Raw genomic sequence first — 26,900 nt, 5'->3', positions numbered from 1 at the left:
TTGCCTCCGACTGATCAGTGGAATGCAAAATGCTTAGCCGCCGTTGCTTCATTCAACTATTTGTCATCTAAAATAGTTGAAAGTGGAATAGATAATTTGGCTGCCAAATATTCATCAGACTCAATCAGTGTTGGACCAATATGTTTCATCCACACATCATCATCATGCACATGTTCGACGTCTTTACGACGCGGCAATGTATAAGGCAATGAGGTGTAGAATGACCAGAAATCTATTTCATCTAAGTTTCTGACCAACACATACTCGTTGTTGTCTGTACGCTTAACCAAATTTTGCTGCTCTAGAAGCTGCACATAGCGAGGCCAGCGACCTATTTCCCCACGACCCAGAATATCGAGTGCTTCACTGTCTGTGACCACTTGTCCCGTTTTTTGCTTTTTATAGAATAATTCCAAAATATCTAACATCATCAGTACAGGGTGGCGTGTTTGGATTTTACCAGTATGAAAGGCAGTTAAGGCGTAACTGATTTCAACACCCAACAAGACAATATTCCAAGATAAGAATATCCATAACAGGAAAATGGGTACTGCTGCGAATGCACCGTAAACCAAGGTATAACTGGTGAAATTGGTCATTACAAAACCAAAAAGATTTTTGAGCAATTCAAAAGCAACAGCGCCAAAGACTCCAGCGATAGCAGCCGCTTTGATTGGAACACTGCGATTGGGAATCGTCCAATATAAAATAAAAAATCCTAAAGTGGTGAGCGCAAAAGAGATCACTGCGAATAAGGCTGTACCATCTACTTCATAACCTGCAAAATTATTGCTGAGTACATTCATAGATGCCAATGTGGAGGAAATCACAAAGGCACTGCCCAGTAAAATTGGTCCCAAGGAAATTATGGTCCAATAGCGCATAAAGCCGATGATACCATTACGTGTTTCTTTGACACGCCAAATACGGTTAAAGACACTTTCAATACTGGTCAGCATCAATACTGTTGTGATGAATAAAAACAACACACCAATCACGGTTAAATTGCTTGAATTCTCAGTAAATACATTAAAGGCTTTATCAAAAGCAATACTGGTTTTAGGCAGAAAATTACTGTAAATCATCTGCTGAAGTTGCTGCCTGGCAGGTTCTAGCGCCTTGATTGATGAAATAATGACCAGAAATACCGTCAACATGGGAACAACAGCAAATAAGGTGGTATAGGTCAATGAACCGGCTTGGTCACGACAGCGATCTGCTTCAAAACGACGTATTACAAAAAGAATGAATTGAAACCAAGTTTTTTGATAGAAGGGTAATTTTTTAATTAATTCAAACATATATCTCTGATCTCAATTATTTTTCGGCATATCTTTCAGTTTCATTTTTTAAGCTTACCCAAAAAAGCTGAAAAATACCGTATAGTTTTATTGTCTTGGCTATGATCAACCCATACTTATGCAAACTTATGTTCTCGTACTTTACTATAGTAAATATGGATCTACCAAAGAAATGGCACACCTGATTGCCAATGGTATCGAAGCGACAGGAACTACGGTAAAAATTCGCACAGTTCCTCATCTTTCAACGGTGGTTCAAGAAGTACAACCGAGTATTCCAGAAGAAGGCGATATCTATTGTAGTTTGGAAGATTTACAAAACTGTGCAGGCTTGGCGCTGGGCTCGCCAACGCGCTTTGGCAATATGGCTTCCGAAATGAAATATTTTTGGGACCAAACCACCAGTCTTTGGTTAAATGGCGCACTGCACAATAAACCCGCTTGTGTCTTTACCTCCTCAGGCTCAATGCACGGTGGGCAGGAAAGTACATTACTGACCATGTTGCCGCCGTTATTTCATCACGGGATGATGATTTTGGGACTGACCAATGCCCATCCTGCATTATCCAACACTAAATCCGGGGGCACACCCTATGGCGTCAGTCATGTCAGTGGACCACGCCACGACCAGAGTTTGACGACAGATGAGAAATCATTATGTACAGAGCAGGGCAAGCGTTTAGGTGAAATTGTTCAAAAGCTCAATCGATAAGCAGACATGGGTTTTAATACGGCTTTGATGCTTTTATAAAATAAAGACATCAGTATAAGAGACCACGTTGTAAATGGGCTGCATTTCATTTTAGGATCTTAGAGATTTTTGTAAGACCATGATGCTTTAGATGAAAGCATCATGTGACACCTATTATGGTTTTACTGTTTGATATTAAAACGGTATTTGCATTTTTGACATTGATAGTCAAAGAAGATATTTTGATCAACAATGACACCGGCTTTCTTGCCGAAGCGATTTCCTAAAAATCCACCAGTAATGCCTACACTGATCGCACCCACAAATGTACCGACAGTTCCGCCAACAATCACGCCCAAAGGTCCAGCGACCGTCCCGATTGCAGCACCAATTGAAGCCCCGGATGCTGCACCGCCTACCGTGCCAGCTGCTGCACCTGCTGAGGTCAGCAATACACTTCCTGCTTTACCTAAAAGCTGTTCATGATCACGTCGTGTTAAGTCTGTCGAGCCGCATTTTGGGCAAGTTACTGTTTGTTCATCAGTCATTGATTCTTTACTCACTCAACAAAGTCCATTTTTCTTCGCTAAGTTATAGTTAATATTTCACTCATTTTCACGACAGCTGTTTTGCTTGCTGATCATGAGACTTGATTTGATTGTAACTGAATATAATGTAGATTCTTTATATTTTATGTGAAGACATGGGGTAGAAAAGTTTAAATATGAAGATCGGTTTAAGCGATTAAATCAAAAACTTACACGATACCAGATGATTTTTTATCGTGACTTAACACGCATTAAACTCTCCTGTGTGACGCTGCATACTAATTTTCCAGCTTGCCAGATTCGCCCAAAATTCAGTCCTCTTGATTGACTCGAAACAGTAGCATCCATGTCATACAACAGCCATTCGTCAACTCTAAAGGCAGAATGAAAATATATGCTGTGATCCAAACTTGCACTGCGGACTCCGCCATTGGCATAACTGACACCGTGCGGTCTGAGTGATGTGGTCAGCAGATTGTAGTCAGAATAATAGGCAACAATTGCTTGGTGAATCATTGGAAGATCAAATTCAGCAGGGATGTCGTGAAAAGTTTGCATATATTCGGCATAGCGGGTTTCTGATTTTATGGGTTTAAATGGATTAAATGGTTGTACCGGACATACGTTGACAAAAAACTGACGCATGAATATATCCCGAGCAGCTTTGGGAACATCCTCACAGATCATTTGCTTCAGCTGTTGTTCTGATAGAAGTTGATCGGGTTGGGGATATTCTGGAGGATCAATCTGATCATTCAAGCCTGTTTCGATCAGTGCAAATGAAATCATCGCTGAAAAGATCAGATGACCTGCTTGCCATGCATTCACTTGTCGCGTGGTAAAGCTTTTGCCATCTCGTAAATTTTCAACTTTAAATAAAATTGGTAAATCTGTACGACCACTGCGAATAAAGTATGCATGTAAAGAATGTGCAGGACGATCAGTGGTTTTTGAAGCAGCAATTAAAGCTTGGGCAACCAGTTGTCCTCCCATAAGGTGCGAGCCAAAGAGTGAAGTATTTTGTCCTTGAAACAAGTAGTGATCCAGTTGTTTTACATTCAGTAGATCGATGAATTCTTGGGTGAGCGATCTCATTTATCATTTGCCGGACGATGTATTTATTTGAATAATATAGAGGAAAAAAACAATGAAATGTATGATTAAAAAGACACTGTTTAAATTTAATGAGATATAAAAAAGAGCGCATGCTGCGCTCAATTTTAAGATAAAAGCTTAAGCTGAAAGTCTTAATCTTTTACAAAAGTAACAGTACCATTTGCCAAAGATTCGACACGTGCTAGAGATTCTACACGGTAACCTTTATCCAGTAACAACTGACGACCCGGTTGGAATGATTTTTCAATCACGATACCAATGCCGACCACTTCTGCTTCTGCTTGATGGATTAAATCAGCGAGACCGAGGGCAGCTTGACCATTGGCGAGGAAATCATCGATAACCAAAGCCTTATCGCCTTGGGTAATATGCTTTTTAGAAATCGCAATGGTGCTTTCAATTTGTTTTGTAAAAGAGAATACTTTTGAACGATATAAATCATCTTTAAGTGTTAAAGATTGATATTTGCGTGCAAAAATAACAGGTACGCCAAGTTCCAAACCAGCCATTACAGCAGGAGCAATACCTGATGCTTCAATTGTAATGATTTTGGTAATACCCGCATCTTTAAAGAGGCGAGCAAATTCCTGACCAATCAGTTGCATCATGGCAGGGTCAATTTGGTGGTTTAAGAAAGAATCGACTTTCAGAACTTGATCAGATAGAACGATACCTTCAGCTAAGATTTTCTGTTCTAGTGCGTGCACAGGGAGAATCCTCTAGAGGCAAGGTGCTTTTTAAAGCAAAGGCGTATTTTAAAAAGCACCAAAAAAAATGCAAGCTCAAATTGACCAAAAGGTGAAAAATCTCTTACTTTTTGTAACTGGTCAGGGTTAAGTTATAAGAGGTCTTACCATCAACATGTGACATTTTTACTGGTAAATAGTCCAATTGTGGTGCTAACCAGAAGATTGAACTTTTTTCACCATTGTCGTGAGTTAATACCACTTTGACCGTGTTATAGGTTCCAGCAGGAGTTTTAATTGACTCGGTGCCCTGTTTTACAAAACGGCGAGCATCAAGACCTTTGGCATCTGCTATCAGATAGCTCGATTTTAAACCTGAACCTTTTAAGTCTTCACGCACTTGCAGTTCAGCATTCAGTTCATCCAAAGCACCTGCTTTCCAAGGGAAAGATCGTGCTTGATCTTTTTTCTTGGTATTGATGGTTTTGGTGTTTGGATTAAAATTGATGGTCATGGTGTCGTTATGTACCAACACTTTACTGGTACGGCTAAAGCTATTGGAATTAATTTGACCGTTGCTGAAAGTAAAACGACTGGTTTCACTTGCTGATGCAATTGCAGCCGCTTTCGCTGCAAAAACATAGGTCCAATTATTGCCATTTTGACTTAAAGTACGGGTAGCAGAGCCTAGATTTTTGCCATTGTAAGCAAATTGATAGCTGGCTTGGAATGGACTCATGGCAAGAGCATTGCTTGAAAATCCAACCAATAACATTGCAGTAGAAATACCGGCTGCTGTGCTGAATGTTTTAAATAACGTTTTTGCCATCATTAAATGTCCTATGCATTTAAAAGTATCTGTTAGTTATAGCGTCTATTATGCAATGTAATTGGGGAGAAAATATTCACTTTATTTCAAATCCTGTGAAATTATGTATCGGTTTTGCTAGGTTTGACTTGAAATTTGACCCAAAATGAACGATTTAGCTTTTTTGTTCGATCGGGGTAACCTTATCATCAATATATTGATCGTCTTCGAAGTTCTCCATTCGGTCATCATCATCTCTAAACTTGCTTAATAAAGCGGTGAGATTGACATTACCAATCACCACCAATTCCGTTTCACGAAGTTCAGCATGATTAACATGTACTTTGTTTAATGTATCCATGATTGAACGATTTTTACCTAACCAACGGTTTAGGTCCAAGTGGAGTAATTCATCTTTTACTGTGATTACATCAAATTTTTCTAAGATCATGCCCAAAGGATCTTTTTTAAGCATTTTTTGATAGAAGAACAACGCGCAGTTAACTCCCATTTTGTACCAAACATTGGGATAGGTTGCTTCAATCACTTGGGTGTTGCTGATTTGTTCAAAGACGATCAGTTGCATATCTTTGTTCATTTCCATTTGAACTAATTTAAGATCGACAGACAATACCAAATGCATGCCTTTGACATTCAGTGTTGCATAAAGTCTTAACCAATCATCGTGCAGGTCAGCATGTAAATCTTCGAGAATTTTGACATTGTCAGTGACATAACGTTTGAACGTTGCATTTAAAAATACTTGAGAGAGTGGAAATTCGCGTTCTTCTTCTATAAAACCTTCGGCTTTTTGGTATACTTGTCGAATACGTTTAACAATGTTAGAAAGTAGCGTCGGCATAAGTATGGTCCCAAATCATCATCACTTTAAGGCGATAAACTTGTCGATGATAAAAAAAATTCAAGTCTAAAGATTGCAGTTTAGCAAAAAACATTGCACCATTTTGAGTGTTTTAAAATTACGTTTTTACTTTCATTAAGTCAGTCACAAAGTTTGTGAATAATGTAAGACTAAACTTATTTTAATAAATTTTAAATTTGGCAATTGGGGAATTTTGTCGGATTAATGTCATGATAAAAAAATTATTTGCCAATACACAACATACTGGGTACTGGTGGCAAGATGCATTATTTGTCGGGGCAGTTTCAATTGCTGTAATTGTCCACGGGTTATTTCTATCTGTGCAATTTGGAATGCCGCAGGAAAATAATGCTGCCACAAAAGAAATTGCTGTCAGTATTCGTCCCAGTGAAGATAAAGTCAAAGATGCCGATTTCCTTGCACAAGCAGATCAGCAAGGGTCTGGAACCTTTCGTAAAGAACACCGGATGTCCTCTGATATGCCGGCACAAGCTGAAGATAAAAGTGCTGGGGATCAACAGCTGGAAGCTTTAGAGCAAATACAGCAAAAACGGGAATTAAAATTTGAAGAAAAAGTGCTGATGACGGTTTTAAGTTGGCAAAAACAAGCTGAACAAAACGATCGAAAGAAGGCGCTGGAAGAATTACAAAGCCAAATGCAAGCCAAAGCTGCGATGGTGGCGAGTTTAGAAGCACAATATTTACAGAAACAACAAAATTTTAGTAAACAGCAAAAAATTAAAACCTTAGACGGCATTCAAGCCAAACAAGATGCATCTGCTGGCTATCTGGATAAATTCCGTGAAAAAGTCGAAATGTATGGCAACCGCTATTATCCAGATCTCGCTAAGCAACAGCGTCTTTCAGGTGAAGTCCGTTTGATGGTGATTCTGAATAATGAAGGAGGAATACGGGCAATTCGCTTAATCGAAAGTTCAGGGCATGCCATTTTAGATGAGGCCGCAAAAAATTCGGTACGCAAGGGGGCACCATTTGGACGTTTTGATGCAAAAATGAAGGATATTTCTGAGCTGAGAATTGTCAGAACGTGGCGTTTCGATCCCGCTGAGTCTGAATTTGAAGTTCATTAGAGCCTTGAGCAAAAACTTGTTATTGTCTTAAACAATCAACGGGCTCGCAGCTTAAAAATCCTGTAGACCATAAAGGATGAGCTTGGTAGTGTTGCACTAAGCTGTTTCCTTCTGGGAATTTCATCCATAATGCCAAATCATAAGGACTTTTGCAGAGCGATTTTTACGGTTTAAATCTGCATCGCTTTCAGCAAGAGCGTGACCGGATCACCGTGTTGTTGAGCATTAAAATGGCAGTCCAGAGCGACATATTCCCTGAACGATCTTGAAGCGAAAAGTCTGCGCCCATTTAGTATTTTTCTTTAAGGTCAGTTGATATTTTAACCATCAGTCTGGAGGACAGGGCAGCTTTATCGCTCAGATGCAAGCTCTTGTTGGAGAGAGGGACTAAGTTCCACAAACCTGCCTTGTTTTGTTTGAAAAGCATTGACTTTCGCAAGCATCCATAAAGTGTCAACAGACCTTAATATGATCGTGTAATTTCACAAATTTCGACATGAAAGTGTTTATACCATTGTTGTTTACCTATCTGCTGTGCAACTTGATGTTCTGCATCTTTGTGCCATGCATGGATATCTTCAAGTGAATTCCAGTAGGAAAGTGCAATTTCAAAGTCATTTTCACAAATAGATTCAAATTTTTGACAGTTAAATTGGGTTAAGGCTTTTTCCCTTAAATACTGTGCCGTTTGAATATAGTGGTGATCTAGTACATTCACCTGAGCTTTAAAAATAACCACGTATTTCATATCACGTATTGAATCCATTGATGGCAGTTTCATCCAAAAATAAATTTTATTATTGCTGATAAATATATAGAAAGATCAACAACTATACTCAAGACCAAATTGCGTTAAAGTAAATTATGATCCTGCGCTTGAATCGGCGGAGGCGTAGGTTTACCTAAAGTCCCGAGCAGTTCAATTTCAATCATTCGAACCATAGAGTCAAGGGGTAAATCATTGCTTTGGGTACCAAAGGGTTCTTCAATCTCAGTACTTAATGCATCTAAGCCGAGAAATGTATAAGCTAAAATGCCAACCAATAAGGGAGTGGCTAAACCTAATAATGAACCTAAGCTAAAAGGAAGCATAAAGCAGAAAAAATAGACAGTACGGTTTAATAGAACTGAATAGGCAAATGGTAAAGGTGTCGTCGCGATACGGTCACAACCCGTTTGTACCAAACTGAGTTCATTCACATGCTCATTGAGCTGCGTGTAGATGATGTCTGAAATCTCACCTTCTTTCAAAGCTTGCATCAACTCCCATTGAATCAAGCTCAGCGTGTATTGGGGGGCATTGGTCTGTTGATAGAGCTGCGTTAATGCTTGAGGACTCATACCGCTGGTTTCCACCAAGGCATCTGGATTGGCGGTTTGATGACGTAGACGATCTCTCAATAAGTTTGCAAAAACAATGACATGTTGAATAATTCTTTCGCGGCGACCCTGAGGAAAAATACGACAGTCACGGTCAAAGTGACGTGCATTGGCAATCAGCATTCCCCAAAGCTTACGCGCCTCCCACCAGCGGTCATAACATGCCGTGTTTTTAAAGCCTAGAAAAATAGACAGAACCACCCCGATGAGGGTAAAACCAACAAGGGGAAGCTCGGGAAAACGATATAAATCAGTATACTCAATTCCACCTACGATGGCAGAGATGAGCATCACAAAACCTAGCGGCGGTAAAACTTTTGGCAGAATCGTACCGCGCCAAGACAGGAGTAGTTTAAGGGTATCGTTTTGATCGCGGACAATCATGTTTTTGAGTCTATAATTTTTTAGTGATCTTCACCGCTTCAAGGATTCTTGTCAATCTTATTTGCAGGGAAAGTTTTAGATTTGATGAGTCCATGTTCACTAAAGGAATAGCTTTGTTCAGAGGCGATGATCATATGATCTAGTAATTCTATTTCAAGCAGTTGACAGGCTTTGGATATTTGCTGGGTAAGATCGTAATCTTCACGTGAGGGTTTTGCTAAACCTTTAGGATGATTATGCGCAATCACCATAAAAGTCGCCTGTTTCTGTATGGCATGACGTAATAATTGATTGATCGAAATATTGCAGTAATTGATAGAACCGAAAAATAGTTTTTTGAAGCTTAGCTTGCGTAACTGGCTATCTAGACAGAGCACGGCAAAGACCTCTTGTTGTTCTCCAATTAATTCATAGCGCAAATAATCTCGAATTAAGTCTGAGCGGCTTAAGTCCATACCTTGATGGAGTTGATGTTTAAGATAGCGCCGACCTAATTCTTTGACTGCCATCAGTTGTGAATATTTGGTTTCGGCAATTCCATGAAACTGACGGAGCTCTTCTAAAGAGGAATCGAATACAGCATTTAAATGCCCAAAATGCTGAATTAATAGGCGTGATAATTCGACAGCAGAGTGCTGTTTAGAGCCTGAACGAAGGAAGATTGCCAAAAGCTCTGCATCGGATAAACTGTGTGGCCCTTGCAAGAGTAATCTTTCACGTGGGCGCTCTTGTTCGGGCCATTGTTTGATTGAATGGTTCATTGTTTTCCACATTTTTAATTTATTGTACTTTTCATTTTTTCTCCCGATAACTGCTTGGGAGATAGACTATTTAATGCTATTGTGAGCGCCACTGCAACAGAAAGGTAGCCTGATCGTGAGTTTCGATCTCAGTGTATTTTCTAATAAAAATATTATTCTTGCTGTAACAGGCGGTATTGCTGCCTATAAAAGTGCCATCCTTGTACGTCGTTTAAAGGATTACGGTTTTAATGTCCGTGTTGTGATGACGCATGGTGCACAAGCATTTATTACACCGCTGACTTTTCAGGCATTGTCTGGCAATCCCGTTCATACAGAATTATTAGACCCTGAAGCAGAAGCTGGCATGGGACATATTGAATTGGCGCGATGGGCTGATCTGGTTTTGGTTGCACCGGCAAGTTGTGACACGATTGCAAAATTTGCTGCCGGTTTGGCGGATGATTTACTCAGTACTCTTTATCTGGCGACTAAGGCGCCTGTTTGGGTTGCGCCTGCAATGAACCAGCAGATGTGGGCTGCCAAACCCACTCAACGTAATTTAAATACATTGGTTGAAGATGGTGTGCATGTGATCATGCCAGAAGCAGGTTCTCAGGCGTGTGGCGATGTTGGTTTGGGACGTATGCCTGAACCGGAAGATCTTGCCGAGCAGGTTAAAAATTATTTCCATCAGGCACAACGTGCCATTGCAGAAAAATTTGGTTTATTGGCAGGAAAACGTGTGGTGATTACTGCAGGACCGACACGTGAAGCCATTGATCCAGTGCGTTATATTTCAAACCACAGTACAGGAAAAATGGGTTTTGCCATTGCAGCAGCCTGTTATTCAGCGGGAGCAAAAGTCACCTTATTGGCAGGTCCAGTCAGTTTGGATACTCCAAATGGTGTACGTCGCATTAACGTCTCTTCAGCAATCAAGATGCTGGATGAAAGCATGCATCAGCTTGAGGAAGGTTGTGATGTGTTCATCGCAACGGCTGCTGTTGCGGACTATCGTGTGGCAGAAGTTGCTGAACACAAGATCAAGAAAGCCGGTGATGAGCTCAATGTTTCCTTGGTTAAAAATCCAGATATTGTTGCCACGATTGCGCAACAGTCAAAACGTCCCTTTATGGTAGGTTTTGCTGCTGAAACACGGAATGTTGAAGAATATGCAGCAGGAAAACTGATTGCGAAAAAACTGGATATGATTGCATGTAATGATGTTTCTCGTGCAGATATCGGTTTTGCTTCAGATCAAAATGCAATGACTGTGTTTTTTGCTGAGCAATATCAAATGGAAAAACGAGATTTGGAAAAAGCATCGAAACAAGAAATTGCCCAACAGTTGGTTGAAGCAATTCACGATGCTTTAAATCATAAAATTGAGCCCGTATAGATTTTTCCTGTTCTGTTTAAAATATAAAAATGCAACGATTCCGTTGCATTTTTTATTTGCTATTTTTTGTGGTTTTAAACTATGTTTAATGTTGAATATGGACAATAGCTGTACTTTTATTCCCGTGGATAACCCACGATAGCCACAGTTTTAAGGAAGATCACAATGATCAAAAAAACTTTAGCCACCGTAATGATGATCTCTGCCCTAAGTTTGAGTTCAATGAGTTTTGCTGCAACCCTGCAACAGAATATGCAGGCATTGGGTAAAAATTACAAAGCGTTTAATCAAACCTCGAATCCGGCAGAAGCCAATAAAGCTTTAGACAACATGCGTGCAGCAGCAACAGATGCAAAAAAAGTTAAACTTAAAGGTCGTGGTGATGCCAGCGCGCCAAGTTCAACACAGCTTTATGATCAATTGATTGCACAGATTGATAAAACGCAAGCCTTAGTCAAAGGCGGACATTTGGATCATGCCAAAATGGAAGGCAAAAAAATTGCTGAAATTCGTGATCAAGGACATAAGATCTATCAATAATCCTGTGACTGGACCAATATAGTGTGATCTATTAAAACCGTGAGTTGAATGGCGAGCGGTTTTTTTGTGCTGAGATGAGAGTCAATTTGTTAAAAAGGCATACAGCAAAACATAATTTTACTTGATCAATAAAATCAAGATTAAGAAAAAGCATCAAATTGATTGACTGTAACTGTTTCAAATTAAAATATTGGTATGAATGATCGGGTGGTTTGGCTGACCACTTGAGTATGGTGATCAGGCAGTAAATTGCTAAACTGCGCATGATTCGGATTTGTTCATCGCTTTTTCGCTGTTAAGTTATAAGCAGAAGATCAGGAGACATGTGATGCAGCAGCAAAATCATTTTGTACGTATTGCAAAAGCCATAACCTATATTCAACATAACTTTAAAGCCCAGCCCAATCTGGATGAAGTGGCTGCACATATCCATTTAAGCCCTGCTCATTTTCAGCGTTTATTTACTGAATGGGCGGGTACCAGCCCTAAAAAATTCTTGCAATATATCAGCTTGGAACATGCAAAAAAATTATTAAAGCAAGATCATTCGGTATTTGAGGCAACTTTTGATACCGGACTTTCGAGTACCAGTCGTTTGCATGATTTATTTATTCAAATTGAAGGAATGACACCTGCTGAATATAAAAGTGGTGGAGAGAATTTGATCATCCATTATCAATATGCTGAAAGTCCATTTGGAACGGTTTTAGTGGCATCTACAACGAAAGGTGTCTGCTTTATGTGCTTTGTGGACAATGAGCAAGAAAGCTATGCTGCAATGCTCGAAAAATTTCCCAATGCCCAATTTAATCAACAGGCTGATATATTGCATGAACATGCTTTGGCAATTTTTTCATCTGGAAATAAGCAGCTGGGACAAATTAAACTTCATTTAAAAGGTACTGATTTTCAGCTTAAAGTCTGGGAAAGTTTACTTAAAATCCCAATGGGGCAATTAACCACTTATGGGGATTTAGCAGAGCAAATAGGAAATTCAAAAGCCTCGCGTGCAGTAGGTACGGCAGTGGGTCACAACCCCGTGGCGTTTTTGATTCCGTGTCATCGAGTCATTCAAGCAACAGGTGTTTTGGGTGAATATCATTGGGGTAAAAGTCGAAAAATGGCGATGATTGGTTGGGAAGGTGTTCAAACCCATGCCGATATTTAATATTCAACAGGCTCAAGCCTTGAGTGAGAAAATCCAGCATTTGGATTGGACCTTGATCCTTGAACAGCTCAATCAGCAGGGCTTTTCACAGATCGAAAATTTCTTATCCGATGACTTGTGTGAATTAATCAAAGCCGATTATCACCATGAAGACTTATACCGAAAAACCGTCAATATGCAGCGCTATCGTTTTGGTGAGGGTGAATATAAATATTTTCGCTATCCTTTACCCAGCTTATTGCAATTGCTACGGACACAGTTTTATCCCTATTTGGTGCCGCTTGCCAATGCTTGGTTCGAAAACTTAAATATTCAACGACAATATCCCACGTCACATGAAGCATTTTTGCAACAATGTCAGCAAGTCGGTCAAGATAAAGCCACGGTGTTGATTTTGCATTATCAACAACATGGTTTTAATACTTTGCATCAAGATCTGTATGGTGAAGTGTTTTTCCCGATTCAAATGGTGATTGTTTTAAATCAAACCAACATTGATTTTAAGGGGGGGGAGTTGGTGATAACAGAACAAATCCCACGAGCGCAGTCGAAAGCAATGGTGTTACAACCGAACAAAGGCGATGTACTGCTTTTTACCACGCAATTTAGACCCAAGAAAGGTACGCATGGCTACTATCGGGTCAACATGAAGCATGGCGTGAGTCACTTAACAGAAGGGGAGCGTTATAGTTTAGGAATTATTTTTCATGATGCCGCGAGTTAAAGCATGATTCAACATAGCGACATAGAAGGCTTAGGGTTATATCGCAAACTTAAAAATGCTGAAATTTTATTTGCAGGCAACCAAAAAATCAGGATTTATGGGCGTCTAGACTGCGCCTCGGGGAAACGAATGTTAAGAAACAATCGGGTATTCTTTAGCAGTGAAGCTGAAGCTTTGGCATTGCACTATCGACCATGTGGACACTGTATGAAATCAGCCTATTTGAAGTGGAAAAATGCAGCAACTTGAATTTAAAACTGAACCAAATCAAAATCTGCTTCCATACGATGGAACAGTCAATTATTTTGGCATCATCATGGATGAAGTGCTTGCACAGCATTATTTTGAGCGATTGCTGAACACGATTGAATGGCAGAATGACCAAGCCATTATTTTTGGAAAAAAGATTACAACCAAGCGTAAAGTGGCATGGTATGGCAATCAGGCTTTTGAATATACCTATTCCAATACCTCAAAATATGCCTTGCCTTGGACCAAGCACTTGCTGGAACTGAAACAGCAGATCGAAGAGATCACGGGTGAAACATTTAATTCTTGTTTGCTGAATCTTTACCATACGGGTGAAGAGGGAATGGCATGGCACAGCGACGGTGAAACAGACTTAAAAAAGAATGGTGCGATTGCCTCTTTAAGTCTCGGGGCAGTTCGAAAATTTGCCTTTAAACATAAAAATAGCCAAGAAAAGGTTGAGATTGTTCTGGAAAATGGCAGTTTACTGATCATGAAAGACCTCACACAAACTCATTGGTTACATCGTTTACCACCCACCAAGAAAATACATACCGCTCGGATTAATTTGACCTTTAGAACGATTGTTGAATCTGGTGTATAAATACTCGTGTTTATCTCTCATGAAGCAGAAACAGGACGCCACCCAAGATAAATCCGAACAAACAACCATAAAAAATATAGGAATAAGGAATTAAATTCAGCAGAAATTGAGTTTGACTGAATGGGTAAAAAGGGTACATGTCCGCATGCATCAAACCATCTAGAAGAGTGTGACTAAAACTGCCCGTCAGTGCACTGAATGCTGCCACTCGCCAAGTGATCTGCCAATGAATTTGTTTGAATAAATGGTATAAGCAAAACTCACTCATCGCTTTGCCAATTAGGATGGCAAACAAACCGATCAACAAAGCTCCAATTAAATTGTGGCTATATAGATGTAAAGTGTTCCAGCCTAAAATAATGCCAAGTAAAGGTTCAATGTCCATGAGCATTTGGACGCCTGAAAAAATGAGAAAACTAAAGTGCTGATTTCCGATTCCTTTACAACTTGCACCTAAGCCTAAATGTAAGGGTGTAATGGGCATAGATGATTTGTCATCGTATTATGATTCTTAAAGTATAAAAAATGCCGTGATTGGATTTAATGAAGTTTCAGTGAACTTTAATGTTGATCAGAACAATATAAAAAAGACCGCATAAAGCGGTCTTTTCTAACTTAAAATCTAAGCAATTAAGCTTGACCTTCAGCAGCAGCAGTTTGAGCACGTTCCATATTCGCCTCGAACTCAGCATCAAAATTGATCGGCGTAAGAAGCAATTGTGGGAAGCTACCTTTGGTCACAAGATCATTCACAGCTTCACGTAAGAATGGGAACAAAATGTTCGGGCAATATGCACCTAAGATGTATGGAAGACGATCTTCTTCGATACCATCAATCAAGAAAATACCTGATTGTGTGACATCCACGATAAATGCTGTATCACCTGCATTGTTCGCTTGAACAACGACTTTTAAAGAAACTTCAAAGTGTGTTGCATCTACTTTTTCAGCAGCAGAAGACAAGTTGATGTTTAATTCAGGTTGCCATTCTTTAGTAAAAACTTGAGCCCCAGGTACTTCAAAAGAAATGTCTTTTGTATAAATACGCTCTAAAGCCAGTTGTGGTTGAGCTTGTTGTTCTTCACTCATTCTTTATTCCTTAAATTTTAAGAAGTGATTAATCAGGCAAGTAATTCATCGAGTTTGCCGGCTTTTTCTAAAGCATAAAGCTGGTCGAAACCACCGATGAATTCATTATTAATAAAAATCTGTGGCACAGTACGGTGCTTGGTTTGCTGGATTAGCTCAGTCTTAACCTCAGGTGCTTCCTGATCGAGATTGATTTCGGTAAAAGCAACACCTTTACGCTCAAGCAGAGATTTTGCACGTACACAGTATGGGCAGAAAGTTGTTGAATAAACTTTTACTTCAGCAGACATGTTGAGCTCCTTAAGCTTATTTTTTAGCTTTAACTAATGGCAAGCCTTGGGCTTTCCAGTTACTAATACCACCATCTAGACGATAACTGTCAGCATTACCGACCTGCTGTAAAGCACTACCTGCCACTTGACCCAAGTTACAGATAAAGACTAAAGGGCGATCTGCGGTTTTCAATTCTTCAATGTGACTGGCAATTTGGCTATAGGGAATATTGCGGCTGCCACTGATGTGACCTTCGCGAAAATCTTTCGCATCACGTAAATCAATCAGCATTGCATTTTTGGCTTTCACCAAAATACCGAGGGATTGTGGTGAAATTTTACGACCACTACGTTGTCCTTCAAAAATAAAGAACAGGACAATCAGTGCTCCTAAAATACCAAATAAGAAGGGGTGATTCCCCATAAACTCAAACCAACGTTCCACAAGTCACCTAATTACAATCAAAAACTGCGTCGAGTATAGCGTATATATATGGTGATCAAAATCACCGCTTCAAGGTTATCTCAGAAGAAATTTAATTTTTTTGTTGCGCATCAGTGATTTCTTCAATTAAGCGCAAATAACTTTCCAGACGTCTGGCTAGAATTTCACCATCATCGACTGCCTTTTTCACAGCACATTGCTTTTCATGGGTGTGGGTGCAGTTGCGATATTGGCAGTATCCAACCAAATTCGAAATCTCTGGAAAGCCCGCATCAATTTTTTCAAGGCTCAGATGCCAAAGTCCAAATTCACGAATTCCCGGTGAGTCAATCAATGCACCATTTTCACCAAAGCGAATCAGACGTGTCGATGTTGTGGTGTGTTGCCCAAGCGCGGAGTTTTCAGAAATGATATTGGTTTTCTGTTCTGCATCGGGAACAATCACATTGATCAGTGTACTTTTGCCCACACCCGATTGACCTACAAAAGCAACGGTTTCATTGTCCAAGCGTTGTTTAAGCTCGCTAATATCACCCTCGGACTGTGTGATCAACACTTCATAACCCAAGTCTTGATACTCTTTGATAAGATCTAGAATTGGGTCATTGTCTTTGAGTAAGTCGGATTTGTTCAAGACCAGAAGCACAGGAATGCTGGCATCTGCACAAGCCACAAGATAACGATCAATCAATGTGGGAGCAGGCTCCGGTAAAGGTGCAAAGACAATCACGATCAAGCTGATATTGGCTGCCACAGGTTTGACCTTGTGATAACGGTCTGGACGAGTCAGTAGCGAGGTTCTCGGGTGGATCGCCGTGATAATGCCCAAGCCCGTATTGGGGTCTGCCTGCCATTTAACTTTGTCCCCTGTGACCAACAATTCAAGGTTGGTACGGGTATGGCAGCGCCAGACACTGCCGAGTTCAATCGGTTTCCAAAAAGGTTCTGGTTCGCCTGCCTGAACAGTGGGTTTTTGAGGATGTTGAGCGGGAGTAGAAAGGGCTTGTACTTCGAGTTGTCGTCCATAATGCTGAACAACCAGACCTTCAAGATCATTGGAAGTGTCGATTTCTTCTTGACGTGTTTTATGTTGTTTCTGAATGCGGCGTTGTTGCTGCTCAGTCAAACGACGTTTACGAATTAAAGCCATTCATGTCCTAAAAAACCTTGAAAATGAGAAGGCAAAAATACCATGATGAGCGAATGAATTACAGCGCAGAAGTAAGAAATTTGCTACTATTCATTTTTTTATTGACCTAATAAGATTGCACTCTATGAGCAGTACACTGGATACCCGCTTAATTTGGATTGACCTCGAGATGACAGGTCTAGATACAGATAATGACAAGATCATTGAAATCGCAACCATTGTGACAGATGACCATTTAAATATTTTGGCGGAAGGTCCAGTTCTTGCAGTACATCAATCAGATCTCATTCTGAACGCAATGGATGAGTGGAATACCAAACAGCATGGTCAGTCAGGTCTGATCGAACGTGTACGTCGCAGCAAACTGACAGCTCAAGATGCGGAACAACAAACCTTGGAATTTTTAAAGAAATGGGTCAGTCCGAAATCTTCGCCGATGTGTGGTAATTCAATCTGTCAAGATCGTCGTTTTATGCATCGTTTAATGCCAGAACTTGAACAATTCTTCCATTATCGCAATTTGGATGTATCGTCTATTAAAGAATTGGCAAAACGCTGGAGACCCGAAATCATGAGCGGTCTAAAGAAAAATGCATCACATTTGGCGATGGATGATATTCGCGACTCAATCGCAGAATTAAAATACTACCGTCAATATTTCTTTATTGAGAATAAAGACTAAGCCGGCTTGGGTGAGGCGATCAACTGCGGTACTCACCCATAAGGTTTTTTTAATGCGTCCCCCCACTGATTCAGTGAACACTCATTGTCAGCAAATAACATCATCTGGCTGTATGCAGTACGCCAATCGAGCGAATGATCTACATACTCATTGGCTTTCAAAACGGTTTAAACTTTATCATCTGCCTCTTTTCTTCTTAAAAAACATTTAAAAGTTTATTTGTCCATTCATCTAAACATCATTTCAATAATTAAACATCTTCATATATCAGATTGAAACAAGGGCGTTTTTAATCTCTTTTTTACTATGAATTTTGATTTTTTAAGCTATACTGGAAGTGATGTCTTCTGACAACTCGTTACAAAAAAGAGCAAGCAGTTCAAATTGTTTGCATAAAAAACGTTTTAATATCCTTTTTATATTTGAATTATTACAAAGAGATTGACTATGCAAAGTAATAACCCAATTTTAACGCGTGCGGAAACGTATGCGGATTATGAACAGCCGATGACCATACAAGGCGCAATTCAAAAGTCAGTTTTACTGACTGTGATTGCTGCGGTGTTAGGTATTGGAATTTTCTTTTATAGCTTTAGCACCATGAATGTAGGGATTGCATACGCTGCTGCAATGGTGGGTGCAATTGGTGGTTTGATTTTAGGTTTAATTGCAACATTTAAACCCAATACAGCACGTGTTCTGGCGATTCCCTATGCATTCTTTGAAGGTGCATTTTTAGGTGGTGTTTCCGTCATCTTCCAATTAAAGTTCCCGGGTATTCCCTTACAGGCGCTTTTGGCAACTTTTGTCACCACCTTGGTGATGTTTGGTTTATATAAATTCCAAATTATCCGTGCAACTGAAAAATTTAAATCAATTGTGATTTCAGCGTCGATCGCAATTGCTTTGGTTTTCGTGGTGCAATTCATCATGCGTTTGGCATTTGGTTCAAGCATTCCGTTCTTATTTGAAAGCAACCTGTTAGGTATTGGCTTTGCTGCTTTTGTTGCAGTGATTGCTTCACTGAACTTGATCCTTGACTTTGATTTGATTGAGTCTGCTGCTGCACAACGTGCCCCTAAATCATATGAATGGTTATGTGGTATTGCTTTATTGGCAACATTGGTTTGGATGTACTATTCATTCCTGCGTTTATTGAGCTTACTGCAAGGTGATGATTAATCATTGCAAATTAAACAAAATAGATTCGGTAAAAGCGCACTTTTTTCAGTGCGCTTTTTTATATTTTTACTAAACTTTTAAAAAAAGATGCATTATGCAATTTAGTTCTGGGGCAAGACTTGGCATTATGCTTACAAAATTGATCAAGTGAGAATTTCATGGCACAAGGACTATTGGCAGGTAAACGCTTTTTAATCGCGGGTATTGCAAGTAAATTATCCATTGCATTTGGTATTGCTCAGGCATTACACCGTGAAGGTGCAGAACTCGCATTTACTTATCCCAATGACAAATTAAAAAAACGTGTAGATGAGTTTGCAGAACAATTTGGTTCAACACTGGTTTTTCCTTGTGATGTTGCTGTAGACGCTGAAATCGACCATGCTTTTGCTGAACTGGCAAAACATTGGGATGGTTTGGATGGTGTCGTTCATTCGATCGGTTTTGCGCCTGCGCATACGCTTGACGGTGATTTCACAGAGGTAACTGATCGTGAAGGCTTTAAAATTGCACATGACATCAGTGCTTATAGCTTTGTGGCAATGGCACGTGCCGCGAAACCATTATTGCTTGCTCGCCAAGGATGCTTACTGACTTTAACCTATCAAGGTTCTGAGTCTGTGATGCCAAACTACAACGTGATGGGTATGGCAAAAGCATCTTTAGAAGCCGGTGTACGTTACTTGGCTTCAAGCCTGGGTGCTGAAGGAATTCGTGTAAATGCGATTTCAGCGGGTCCGATACGTACTTTAGCGGCATCAGGGATTAAGTCTTTCCGTAAAATGTTGGATGCCAATGAAAAAATTGCACCACTTAAACGCAATGTAACGATTGAAGATGTCGGTAACGCTGCACTGTTCTTATGTTCACCTTGGGCAAATGGTATTACGGGTGAAATCTTGTATGTCGATGCAGGTTTCAATACTGTGGGTATGAGCCAATCGATGATGGATAGCGAATAATGTTGAGTCTATTTAACTGACTGAATTCAAAACATAAACCTCAATATTAAAACGTGAATATTGAGGTTTTTTTACAATTTCTTAAAAATTAACCGATCAATAAACTGGGATTCAATCGTTTTTTTTGATTAAATATAGATAAATATTAATATTACTTTAAGTTTGATAAGAAAATGAATTTTGCCAATATATTTTCGGCTTTAGAACAACTTGGATTAACCGCTCAAAAAAGAGCTTTGCACATTCAGTTTAGTAATCCTGATTTGACCGCCCAAGTGTTCTTGCAACGTATTGACGGACAACATGCCATCAATCAAGGCGTGTCTGTGGAATTGATCTGTCTTGCGACCTCCGCAAATATTCCTCTCAAACAGTTTATCGGTTGCCAGGCTGCAATCGACCAAGTCACTGATCGCGGGCAACTGTTCCGTACCACAGGCATCATTACCGAAGCTGCGCAGGGACAGAGTGATGGCGCACTGACTGTCTATAAACTCAAACTTGAAGATGCAACGTCACTGTGGCACAAACGCCGTAATAGCAGAGTGTTTATGAATAAATCAGTGATTCAAGTCATTGAAACAATTCATAAAGAATGGCAGCAAAGAAGTCCGCTGTTTGCTGCGAGTCTGAGTTTAGACAAAACTGGGCTAAGCAAAGACTACGATGTTCGTCCATTGATTATACAGATGAACGAAAGCGACCACGATCTGCTCACGCGTTTGATGAGAAGCGAAAATTTAAGCTGGCTGATTGATGAAGCAGAACCCCATGTTGCCAGCACCTCAGCACAGATCCAAGCCCAAAAACTGCGTTTAATTGATGACAACAGCCAGTACAGCGCGCTAGAACGTAGAAGCATTCGCTTTCATCGTAGCTCTGCGGTAGAGCAGCAAGATACCATTACCGCATTTACAGGCGTACGATCACTCCAACCGACATCGGTACATATTCACCGTTGGCAAGCCGATATTCTTGAAACCGAAGAAGGCGCGGGCAATGTACAAAGCAAACATCAGCACAGTGACCACTACGACAACGCCAGTCTGGGCTTGGAACAAGTCTGGCACTTTAGCCCGGCATGGATTCCTGACCTGAATGGGGAAGATGGTGCAACCCCATCAGGCAACAGTCAGATCGAACGCTTTAACCAAAACCTCAGCAACTACTACGATGCCCAAGCCAAACAATTCACGGCAATATCGACAGTACGAGATGCACAGGTCGGCTACTGGTTTGAATTCAACGAACACCCAGAAATAGACCGGCACAGTGGGGCAGATCGCCAATTTCTAATCATTGAAAAGCGCTACTACAACCAAAACAACCTTCCCAAAGACTTAAACGAACAAATCAATCGTTTACTTCAACAGAGTCAGTGGGCAAACCGAACACACACTACATATGACAACAGTGACGAACGCCAAGCCAACCAACTGACGTTACAACGCAGAAACATCAGTACAGCAGCGGAATACAACCCACTCAAACACCGTCCAGTGGCATATCCACAACGCGCCAAAGTGGTTGGTCCAAGTGGAGAAGAAATCCATGTGGATGAATGGGGACGCATCAAAGTACGCTTCCTGTTTACCCGCAATGAAGACCACAGTCACGATGGTGGTGCAGGCTCGAATGACAATGATACTGACTCAGCTTGGGTTGATGTCTTGACACCCTGGGCAGGCGAAGGTTATGGAGCTCGCTTCCTACCGAGGATCGGGGAGATTGTTGTTATTGACTTCTTTGATGGCAATATTGACAGACCGTTTGTGGTGGGACGAATCCATGAAGCACAACGCAGCCCGAGCAAGTTTGATAACAAAGGCAAGCTGCCTGATACCAAGAAGTTGGCAGGGATTAAAAGCAAGGAATATCAGGGCAGTGGCTATAACCAACTGCGTTTTGACGATACCACCAACCAGATCAGCAGCCAGTTGCACAGCAGTCATGGCGCAACTCAACTCAATCTTGGTAACCTCAGTCATCCAAAAGAGACAGATAGCAGTGACGGGCGAGGAGAAGGCTTTGAGCTGAGGACGGACCAATGGGGTGCGGTACGTGCAGGGCAAGGTTTACTGGTCAGCACCCATGCACAAGATGGCGCATCAGGCAATCATCTGGATACAACCGCAGCCAAAAGCCAGTTAGAAAGTAGCCTGAACAATGCCAAAGCCTTAAGTGAAGTTGCCAAGAACCAACAGACGGATCCTTTGGAAGTCTTAGAGCGAATCCAAGGGTTTATCAATACACTGGCTCAACAAGATCCGAAAAAAGCGGATGCATTTAAGTCCGCAGTAATGATGTTGGCTTCACCAAATTCAATTGCACTATCAAGCAATGAAGACATCCATGTCTCTGCTGATGGGCAAATCAGCCATAATGCAGGCGAGAGCATCAATCTAAGCACACAAAAATCCTTGGTGGGGCATGCCAGTTCTAAAATCAGCCTGTTTGCAGCGCAGGAAGGCGCAAGGCTTTATGCAGGAAAAGGAAAAGTAGAGATTCAAGCGCAGGGTGACAGTGCGGATTTGATTGCTCGCAAAGGCATTCAAATCATTTCCACAGAAGATACAGTTTATATTACTAGCCCGAAAGAGATTAAGTTGATTAGTGACGGTTCTGAGTTAAAGATCAATGGTTCAGGTGTATTTGCAACCACTGGTGGATTATTTGAAGTGAAATCTGGGCAACAGAAGTTTACAGGTGGCGCTAAGGTTGAAATGAAATCTCGTGAATTCAAAGAAACGCCTTGTTATTTAACCTATGAAGCTAAAGACTTACTTGGAAATCCATTAGCGAATAAAAAGTATTTAATGATACTGCAGAATGGTGATGTTATTCAGGGTGTTACGGATAGTCAGGGTAAAACAAAAAAAGTAACAACACCATCTCCTGAAAATATCTCTATTTATATAGAAGATGAAAATATTAATAGCTATAATTTAAAAATAAAGGAATAGATTGTGGAAAATTTTTTATTAAAAAATAATCAAAATGGCGATATTTTTAAAGCAAATATACAGCCAAAAAATAATAAACTCATTTTGGTTGTAAAAGATAATGTAGGTAATGTGCTTTCTGGAATAAACTATAAATTAATAGTTAAAAATTTAAGTACAATTGGTCCAAATGTACTACTACAGGACTCCTTTTCAACCAATAGCAAAGGAGAAACAAGAGCAGTATATTTTGATGCTTATTTGACTGCAGAAGTTACTATTTGGCTTGATAGTAAAAAGCCCTTAACTAAAGATGATAAAAATGGTGTTTATAGAATAAAATCGGAAAGTTATAGTTATATCAGTACAAGACCAGTTTTTAATAAATCTGGTGATTTAAAAGTAAACAAGAAAGAGACGATTGTTGTAGAAAAACGAATTGATGTTTTACAGAAAGCTTTTATTTTGTATCAGGTTTTTATGAGAGTAGGAGGGCAAATAAAGTATTTTCCTAAAGGTGGTTATCGAATATTTAATGAAAAAAATGAAAGATTGGATGCCTCATCAAAACAAATTAAATCCAGTGTATTGAATGAAAAATCAATATCAAATCTGTTGTATACGGATCATAAAACTTATATTGAATTTGATTTGAATGGAATTAAATTTAAATCTCCATTAATGGCGCCACTAGTGACTTCTACCAAAGGAAATTTTCATCCTTTTGAAATTAAGCTAAGTAGCACCACTACAAATCCTAAAGAAACTTATACAGCGAGTTTAGGTGCTAAAACAACTTTACCAATAATTATTGTGCCAAAAACCAATGAAATTTATATTTTACCGATGGATGTTTTTAAGCCGTTCGATAAGTTAACTAAAGATTTTGAGAAATCTATATCTTCAATTTATAAAAATAAAAAAGATTTAGAGTTACAACTTGAAGCAAGAAATCCAACTGACATAAAAAAAATCGAAGAAAGACTGGGTATCGCAAAAAAGGATGCCCTAGATAAAATTAATGGAGAGTTTAAAAACAGTGCAGAAATCCAAGAAGTACTTGTGATCGAAGCAAGTGGAAACTCAAATGGTAATCCAAATATTTTAAGAAGATATGCCAATAAACGTAGAATCGAAGAATTAAGAACTCAACGAATAAATAAAAGCACAACTAAAATCAAGATAACCAGTGATACAGGGGCAAATGCTAGAGAAGGGACAGAGGAAATAAATACATCGAATCCTCGAGAATTTAATGATAGTTTAAAAAAATTTATAAATGGTGTAGGTGTTGAATTAGCGAGCTACAAATCAAAATCAGCGGATGAAAAAAGCATTCGAGATTTGTATTTACCAGTGTTGGGACGTGTGGGTGGAGAGTACTCTAACCAATACAATATGATGAGTGAAAATGATGAACTCACAGTAGATGCACAGTGGATGAGATTTGTAGGTACAAATGGTACAGAGGCTACGCTTAACTTGTCTAAGGAACATTTACATGGTAAAGCTGAAGCAAAGGCGGCTGCAAAATTTGTATTATTTGAGGGACGAGCAAATTGGGACTTTTTTTGGCCATCTAAATACGGTTGGAGTATTGTTTTTGATGATGGCGATCCCATTGCGACAATTCGGGTTGTTGCTGGTGCAGCATTACAAGGATTTGCAGGTGCAAATCTAGCAATTGCAGGTCAAACGAGTGTCGCGATTGGTAACGTTGCAGGCTATCAAAAACTACAAGCAATTTCACATGATCCTAAAAAATCGATGAAAGATGCAGTGGATGCAGTAAAAGGCTTAAAAGTAGAAGTCAAAAGTAATGAAGATATACCTCCTGATGTGCTAAATAAAGCTCAAGTAGAAGTAAAAGCCTTTGCTGGCGCCCAATTAGCGCTTACTCCAAAAGTTGAATTGCAGTGGTTTAATGCGAATGGAAACCCTCGTGAATCAAGTGGAGAGCCTAAGTTTGAAACATTAGCAAAAGCAGCCGTTACTGCTGGCGTGAGTGGTGGTGCAGGAGCAGAATTTAATTTTTATATGTACATTCATCCGAATGGTTCGATCAGGATCAAGTTGGCTGCCCATTTGTGTTATGGGATTGGGGCAAAAGGCGCGGTTGATTTGGAAGTGAATCCTAAAGATTTAGTATCTTTAATGCTATTTATCAAAAAGAATTTACTGAAAATGGGCTTTATGCATTTGGCTTATATTGCTGATAATTTATTTGAGCAATTGTCGCAACTTTTTGCAATGCTTGCCGCAAATAATGATTATACAATTTTAAAAAAATATTCTACTCAATTAAATAATATGTCAAAATTCTTTCTGAATGTGTCAGTACAGTTTGAAAAATGGCTTTCGTCTATAAAGGAAGATGAAGCAAAACTAGCATGTGCTCAAAATATAAATAATAATTTACAATCATTGATTGGTTTAACACCCAACTCCAAAGGGATCTTGGTATATTCTCTATGTCATTGGAATACTCGCTGGGCACATTATGATGATTTTCCAAGTGTAGATTGGGATGGGATTCATTATTTGGATCAACGAAAAACAGCTATTGTTAATATTTTTAAATCAACACTACATGTCAATGAATGGCGAAATATTATAGAAAGAGTCAATCAGCAAGGAAAAAAGAATACTGGAAATATAAAAAACTTAGAAAGGCATATTATTAACTTTTTAGCCAGTGGTTTAAACTTGGTGCGGTTTCAAATAGATAATATTGTTTTGGCTTTAAATAATAATACCAAATATACAGGACCTACCAATAAATGGATTAAGGACTTTATAGAAGCAAGAACGAGTTTGGAAGGAATTAAGACATGGCCTTTACCACAAATTGCCTATAATCAAGATGACAGTATTTTTAAACAAGTCAAACTTATGCAGGGATATGATGAAAATAATGAAATTTTATATTTGGCGAGTGCTAACGATAAACCATTATTCTCAGAATCTGATAATGATACATACTTGACTTAAAAATATAAGGATTTTAAGTTATAAGACATATTTCCTAAAATCCTTTTATAGTTGAAAAATAGGAGTTATGCATTTAGATCAATGAAACTATATTTAATCTTATTTTTTTATTGGACTGGGGCTATTAGCGGCGCATCTAACAGAGGTATTATAATAGGATAATTCATCATTTTGTTTTTTAGGTTCCATGAACATTCTTGAAAAAGTAAAGCCAAAAGCAGTTCGAATCATATATTCATCATTAATATTGGTACTTCTAAGGACTTTTGCTGTACCTGTTTCAGGCCCCTTAGGGTTTTTTTCAGGTGATTTTGAATAATAGTCAGGTGCATACCAGTCAGCTACCCATTCTAAGTTTTCATTGATTAAGTCGTAAAAACCTAATGGAGTAGGCTGATGAGCGCCAAGTTGAGTGATGAGTATTATCGAGTTCTCTGCAACAGTTTCTGTGAATGCTTGTTGTTGTTCATAACTATTGAAGTTTTTACCATATTCTACTTTACCATTATCGGTGGGATAAACCACTTGTTGGCCGCGGTTACGAGCAGCATATTCCCATTGCGCTTCGGTTGGTAAGTCCATTGGAACATTTAATTGTTTGCCTAACCATTGGCAGTAATCACGGGCTTGATACCAATTGAGTCCAGCAGCAGCATCTTTATATCTTTTGCCAATAATATCTGGATCATTCATAACTTTGGGCTGCCCTGTTGCTGCACTATAAGTATCTAAGTCTTCATAACTGGACTTATAGGCATTTAGGCTATAACTATCTAAAGTGACTTTATGTAAAGGTTTACTATGAGCATCGCCATCAAAAGGTAATTTTCCTTTATTGACGAGTTCACCGAAGTCACCCATCATAAACGT

28 protein-coding genes are annotated in these 26,900 nt (G+C 39.5%); 13 read left to right on the top strand and 15 right to left on the bottom strand.

Annotated elements, in window-relative coordinates; genetic code table 11:
* Nucleotides 1-56: 56 nt before the first annotated feature.
* Nucleotides 57-1,301 carry a YihY family inner membrane protein gene (locus IMO47_RS02090; protein WP_196075036.1) on the bottom strand — a complete coding sequence of 415 codons (1,245 nt, stop codon included), beginning with the start codon at nt 1,299-1,301 and terminating at the stop codon, nt 57-59.
* A 118-nt stretch (nt 1,302-1,419) separates the two neighbouring features.
* Between IMO47_RS02090 and wrbA the strand changes: the two genes are divergently transcribed.
* A complete protein-coding gene (gene wrbA / locus IMO47_RS02085) occupies nt 1,420-2,013 on the top strand; it encodes an NAD(P)H:quinone oxidoreductase (protein ID WP_196075035.1) in 594 nt (197 codons plus the stop codon).
* Nucleotides 2,014-2,174: 161 nt separating this feature from the next.
* Here wrbA and IMO47_RS02080 read toward each other — a convergent pair whose 3' ends face one another.
* The 5 genes from IMO47_RS02080 to IMO47_RS02060 all read right to left on the bottom strand — a co-directional run bounded on the left by IMO47_RS02080 (nt 2,175) and on the right by IMO47_RS02060 (nt 6,012).
* Nucleotides 2,175-2,540 (bottom strand): hypothetical protein, encoded by a 366-nt coding sequence (locus IMO47_RS02080; RefSeq protein ID WP_004825124.1) that lies wholly within the window; start codon nt 2,538-2,540, stop codon nt 2,175-2,177.
* Between the two features lie 231 nt (nt 2,541-2,771).
* The gene (locus tag IMO47_RS02075) at nt 2,772-3,635 is read right to left on the bottom strand and encodes an acyl-CoA thioesterase II (protein ID WP_196075034.1); all 864 of its coding nucleotides are present in this window, start codon (nt 3,633-3,635) and stop codon (nt 2,772-2,774) included.
* A 152-nt stretch (nt 3,636-3,787) separates the two neighbouring features.
* Nucleotides 3,788-4,363 carry a xanthine phosphoribosyltransferase gene (locus IMO47_RS02070; protein ID WP_196075033.1) on the bottom strand — a complete coding sequence of 192 codons (576 nt, stop codon included), beginning with the start codon at nt 4,361-4,363 and terminating at the stop codon, nt 3,788-3,790.
* 103 nt (nt 4,364-4,466) lie between these two features.
* The gene (locus IMO47_RS02065; protein ID WP_196075032.1) at nt 4,467-5,174 is read right to left on the bottom strand and encodes a DUF3108 domain-containing protein; all 708 of its coding nucleotides are present in this window, start codon (nt 5,172-5,174) and stop codon (nt 4,467-4,469) included.
* Between the two features lie 151 nt (nt 5,175-5,325).
* Entirely contained in the window at nt 5,326-6,012 is a 687-nt protein-coding gene (locus IMO47_RS02060) for a hypothetical protein (protein WP_196075031.1), read from the bottom strand.
* A 230-nt stretch (nt 6,013-6,242) separates the two neighbouring features.
* On the opposite strand from IMO47_RS02060, the gene IMO47_RS02055 reads away from it, so the two are divergent.
* The gene (locus IMO47_RS02055; RefSeq protein ID WP_196075030.1) at nt 6,243-7,124 is read left to right on the top strand and encodes a TonB family protein; all 882 of its coding nucleotides are present in this window, start codon (nt 6,243-6,245) and stop codon (nt 7,122-7,124) included.
* A gap of 463 nt (nt 7,125-7,587) precedes the next feature.
* Here IMO47_RS02055 and IMO47_RS02050 read toward each other — a convergent pair whose 3' ends face one another.
* From IMO47_RS02050 to radC, 3 genes are all read right to left on the bottom strand, one after another.
* Nucleotides 7,588-7,872 (bottom strand): antibiotic biosynthesis monooxygenase, encoded by a 285-nt coding sequence (locus IMO47_RS02050; RefSeq protein ID WP_196075067.1) that lies wholly within the window; start codon nt 7,870-7,872, stop codon nt 7,588-7,590.
* Between the two features lie 104 nt (nt 7,873-7,976).
* On the bottom strand, nt 7,977-8,888 hold the full coding sequence (locus IMO47_RS02045) for a bestrophin family protein (protein ID WP_004825105.1): 912 nt from the start codon (nt 8,886-8,888) through the stop codon (nt 7,977-7,979).
* 38 nt (nt 8,889-8,926) lie between these two features.
* Complete coding sequence (radC, locus tag IMO47_RS02040; RefSeq protein ID WP_196075029.1) at nt 8,927-9,649, bottom strand: DNA repair protein RadC; 723 nt, start codon at nt 9,647-9,649, stop codon at nt 8,927-8,929.
* 115 nt (nt 9,650-9,764) lie between these two features.
* Here radC and coaBC point away from each other — a divergent pair, with 115 nt between their 5' ends.
* The 6 genes from coaBC (at nt 9,765) to IMO47_RS02010 (ending at nt 14,315) form a co-directional block, all read left to right on the top strand.
* Nucleotides 9,765-11,030: a bifunctional phosphopantothenoylcysteine decarboxylase/phosphopantothenate--cysteine ligase CoaBC gene (coaBC, locus tag IMO47_RS02035; RefSeq protein ID WP_196075028.1), complete on the top strand. Its 1,266-nt coding sequence runs from the start codon at nt 9,765-9,767 to the stop codon at nt 11,028-11,030.
* Nucleotides 11,031-11,195: 165 nt separating this feature from the next.
* Complete coding sequence (locus tag IMO47_RS02030) at nt 11,196-11,570, top strand: cytochrome b562 (RefSeq protein ID WP_196075027.1); 375 nt, start codon at nt 11,196-11,198, stop codon at nt 11,568-11,570.
* Nucleotides 11,571-11,898: 328 nt separating this feature from the next.
* Nucleotides 11,899-12,738, top strand: coding sequence for a methylated-DNA--[protein]-cysteine S-methyltransferase (locus IMO47_RS02025; protein WP_196075026.1), 840 nt, complete (start codon nt 11,899-11,901; stop codon nt 12,736-12,738).
* Nucleotides 12,725-13,462, top strand: coding sequence for a 2OG-Fe(II) oxygenase (locus IMO47_RS02020; protein WP_196075025.1), 738 nt, complete (start codon nt 12,725-12,727; stop codon nt 13,460-13,462). The genes IMO47_RS02025 and IMO47_RS02020 overlap by 14 nt, the downstream gene beginning before the upstream one ends.
* Before the next feature lie 3 nt (nt 13,463-13,465).
* Nucleotides 13,466-13,711, top strand: coding sequence for an Ada metal-binding domain-containing protein (locus tag IMO47_RS02015; RefSeq protein ID WP_196075024.1), 246 nt, complete (start codon nt 13,466-13,468; stop codon nt 13,709-13,711).
* Nucleotides 13,698-14,315 carry an alpha-ketoglutarate-dependent dioxygenase AlkB gene (locus IMO47_RS02010; protein WP_196075023.1) on the top strand — a complete coding sequence of 206 codons (618 nt, stop codon included), beginning with the start codon at nt 13,698-13,700 and terminating at the stop codon, nt 14,313-14,315. The genes IMO47_RS02015 and IMO47_RS02010 overlap by 14 nt, the downstream gene beginning before the upstream one ends.
* 10 nt (nt 14,316-14,325) lie before the next feature.
* On the opposite strand, the gene IMO47_RS02005 is transcribed toward IMO47_RS02010, so the two are convergent.
* The 5 genes from IMO47_RS02005 to rsgA all read right to left on the bottom strand — a co-directional run bounded on the left by IMO47_RS02005 (nt 14,326) and on the right by rsgA (nt 17,271).
* Nucleotides 14,326-14,799, bottom strand: coding sequence for a hydrolase (locus IMO47_RS02005; RefSeq protein WP_196075022.1), 474 nt, complete (start codon nt 14,797-14,799; stop codon nt 14,326-14,328).
* A gap of 146 nt (nt 14,800-14,945) precedes the next feature.
* Nucleotides 14,946-15,404 carry a protein-export chaperone SecB gene (secB, locus tag IMO47_RS02000; protein WP_196075021.1) on the bottom strand — a complete coding sequence of 153 codons (459 nt, stop codon included), beginning with the start codon at nt 15,402-15,404 and terminating at the stop codon, nt 14,946-14,948.
* 32 nt (nt 15,405-15,436) lie between these two features.
* Complete coding sequence (gene grxC, locus IMO47_RS01995; RefSeq protein WP_004825086.1) at nt 15,437-15,694, bottom strand: glutaredoxin 3; 258 nt, start codon at nt 15,692-15,694, stop codon at nt 15,437-15,439.
* 16 nt (nt 15,695-15,710) lie between these two features.
* Nucleotides 15,711-16,121, bottom strand: coding sequence for a rhodanese-like domain-containing protein (locus IMO47_RS01990; protein WP_196075020.1), 411 nt, complete (start codon nt 16,119-16,121; stop codon nt 15,711-15,713).
* 91 nt (nt 16,122-16,212) lie between these two features.
* Nucleotides 16,213-17,271 (bottom strand): ribosome small subunit-dependent GTPase A, encoded by a 1,059-nt coding sequence (gene rsgA / locus IMO47_RS01985; protein WP_196075019.1) that lies wholly within the window; start codon nt 17,269-17,271, stop codon nt 16,213-16,215.
* Between the two features lie 124 nt (nt 17,272-17,395).
* Between rsgA and orn the strand changes: the two genes are divergently transcribed.
* From orn to IMO47_RS01960, 5 genes are all read left to right on the top strand, one after another.
* On the top strand, nt 17,396-17,953 hold the full coding sequence (gene orn / locus IMO47_RS01980; protein ID WP_196075018.1) for an oligoribonuclease: 558 nt from the start codon (nt 17,396-17,398) through the stop codon (nt 17,951-17,953).
* 447 nt (nt 17,954-18,400) lie between these two features.
* Nucleotides 18,401-19,135, top strand: a complete 735-nt coding sequence (locus tag IMO47_RS01975; RefSeq protein ID WP_196075017.1) for a Bax inhibitor-1/YccA family protein — start codon at nt 18,401-18,403, stop codon at nt 19,133-19,135.
* 158 nt (nt 19,136-19,293) lie between these two features.
* Nucleotides 19,294-20,097, top strand: a complete 804-nt coding sequence (locus IMO47_RS01970) for an enoyl-ACP reductase (protein WP_196075016.1) — start codon at nt 19,294-19,296, stop codon at nt 20,095-20,097.
* Nucleotides 20,098-20,270: 173 nt separating this feature from the next.
* Entirely contained in the window at nt 20,271-23,060 is a 2,790-nt protein-coding gene (locus IMO47_RS01965; protein WP_196077828.1) for a type VI secretion system Vgr family protein, read from the top strand.
* Between the two features lie 3 nt (nt 23,061-23,063).
* The gene (locus IMO47_RS01960) at nt 23,064-26,030 is read left to right on the top strand and encodes a hypothetical protein (protein WP_196077827.1); all 2,967 of its coding nucleotides are present in this window, start codon (nt 23,064-23,066) and stop codon (nt 26,028-26,030) included.
* A gap of 99 nt (nt 26,031-26,129) precedes the next feature.
* Here the strand turns inward: IMO47_RS01960 and IMO47_RS01955 are convergent.
* Nucleotides 26,130-26,900, bottom strand: a 771-nt coding sequence (locus tag IMO47_RS01955) for an SUMF1/EgtB/PvdO family nonheme iron enzyme (RefSeq protein WP_196077874.1), incomplete at its 5' end; no start/stop codon positions are given.

It is taken from the genome of Acinetobacter sp. Res13-Abat-PEC15-P4-01 (genome assembly GCF_015676285.1).
Lineage (GTDB): Bacteria > Pseudomonadota > Gammaproteobacteria > Pseudomonadales > Moraxellaceae > Acinetobacter > Acinetobacter nematophilus.
This window is presented reverse-complemented; position numbering and strand designations above follow the sequence as displayed.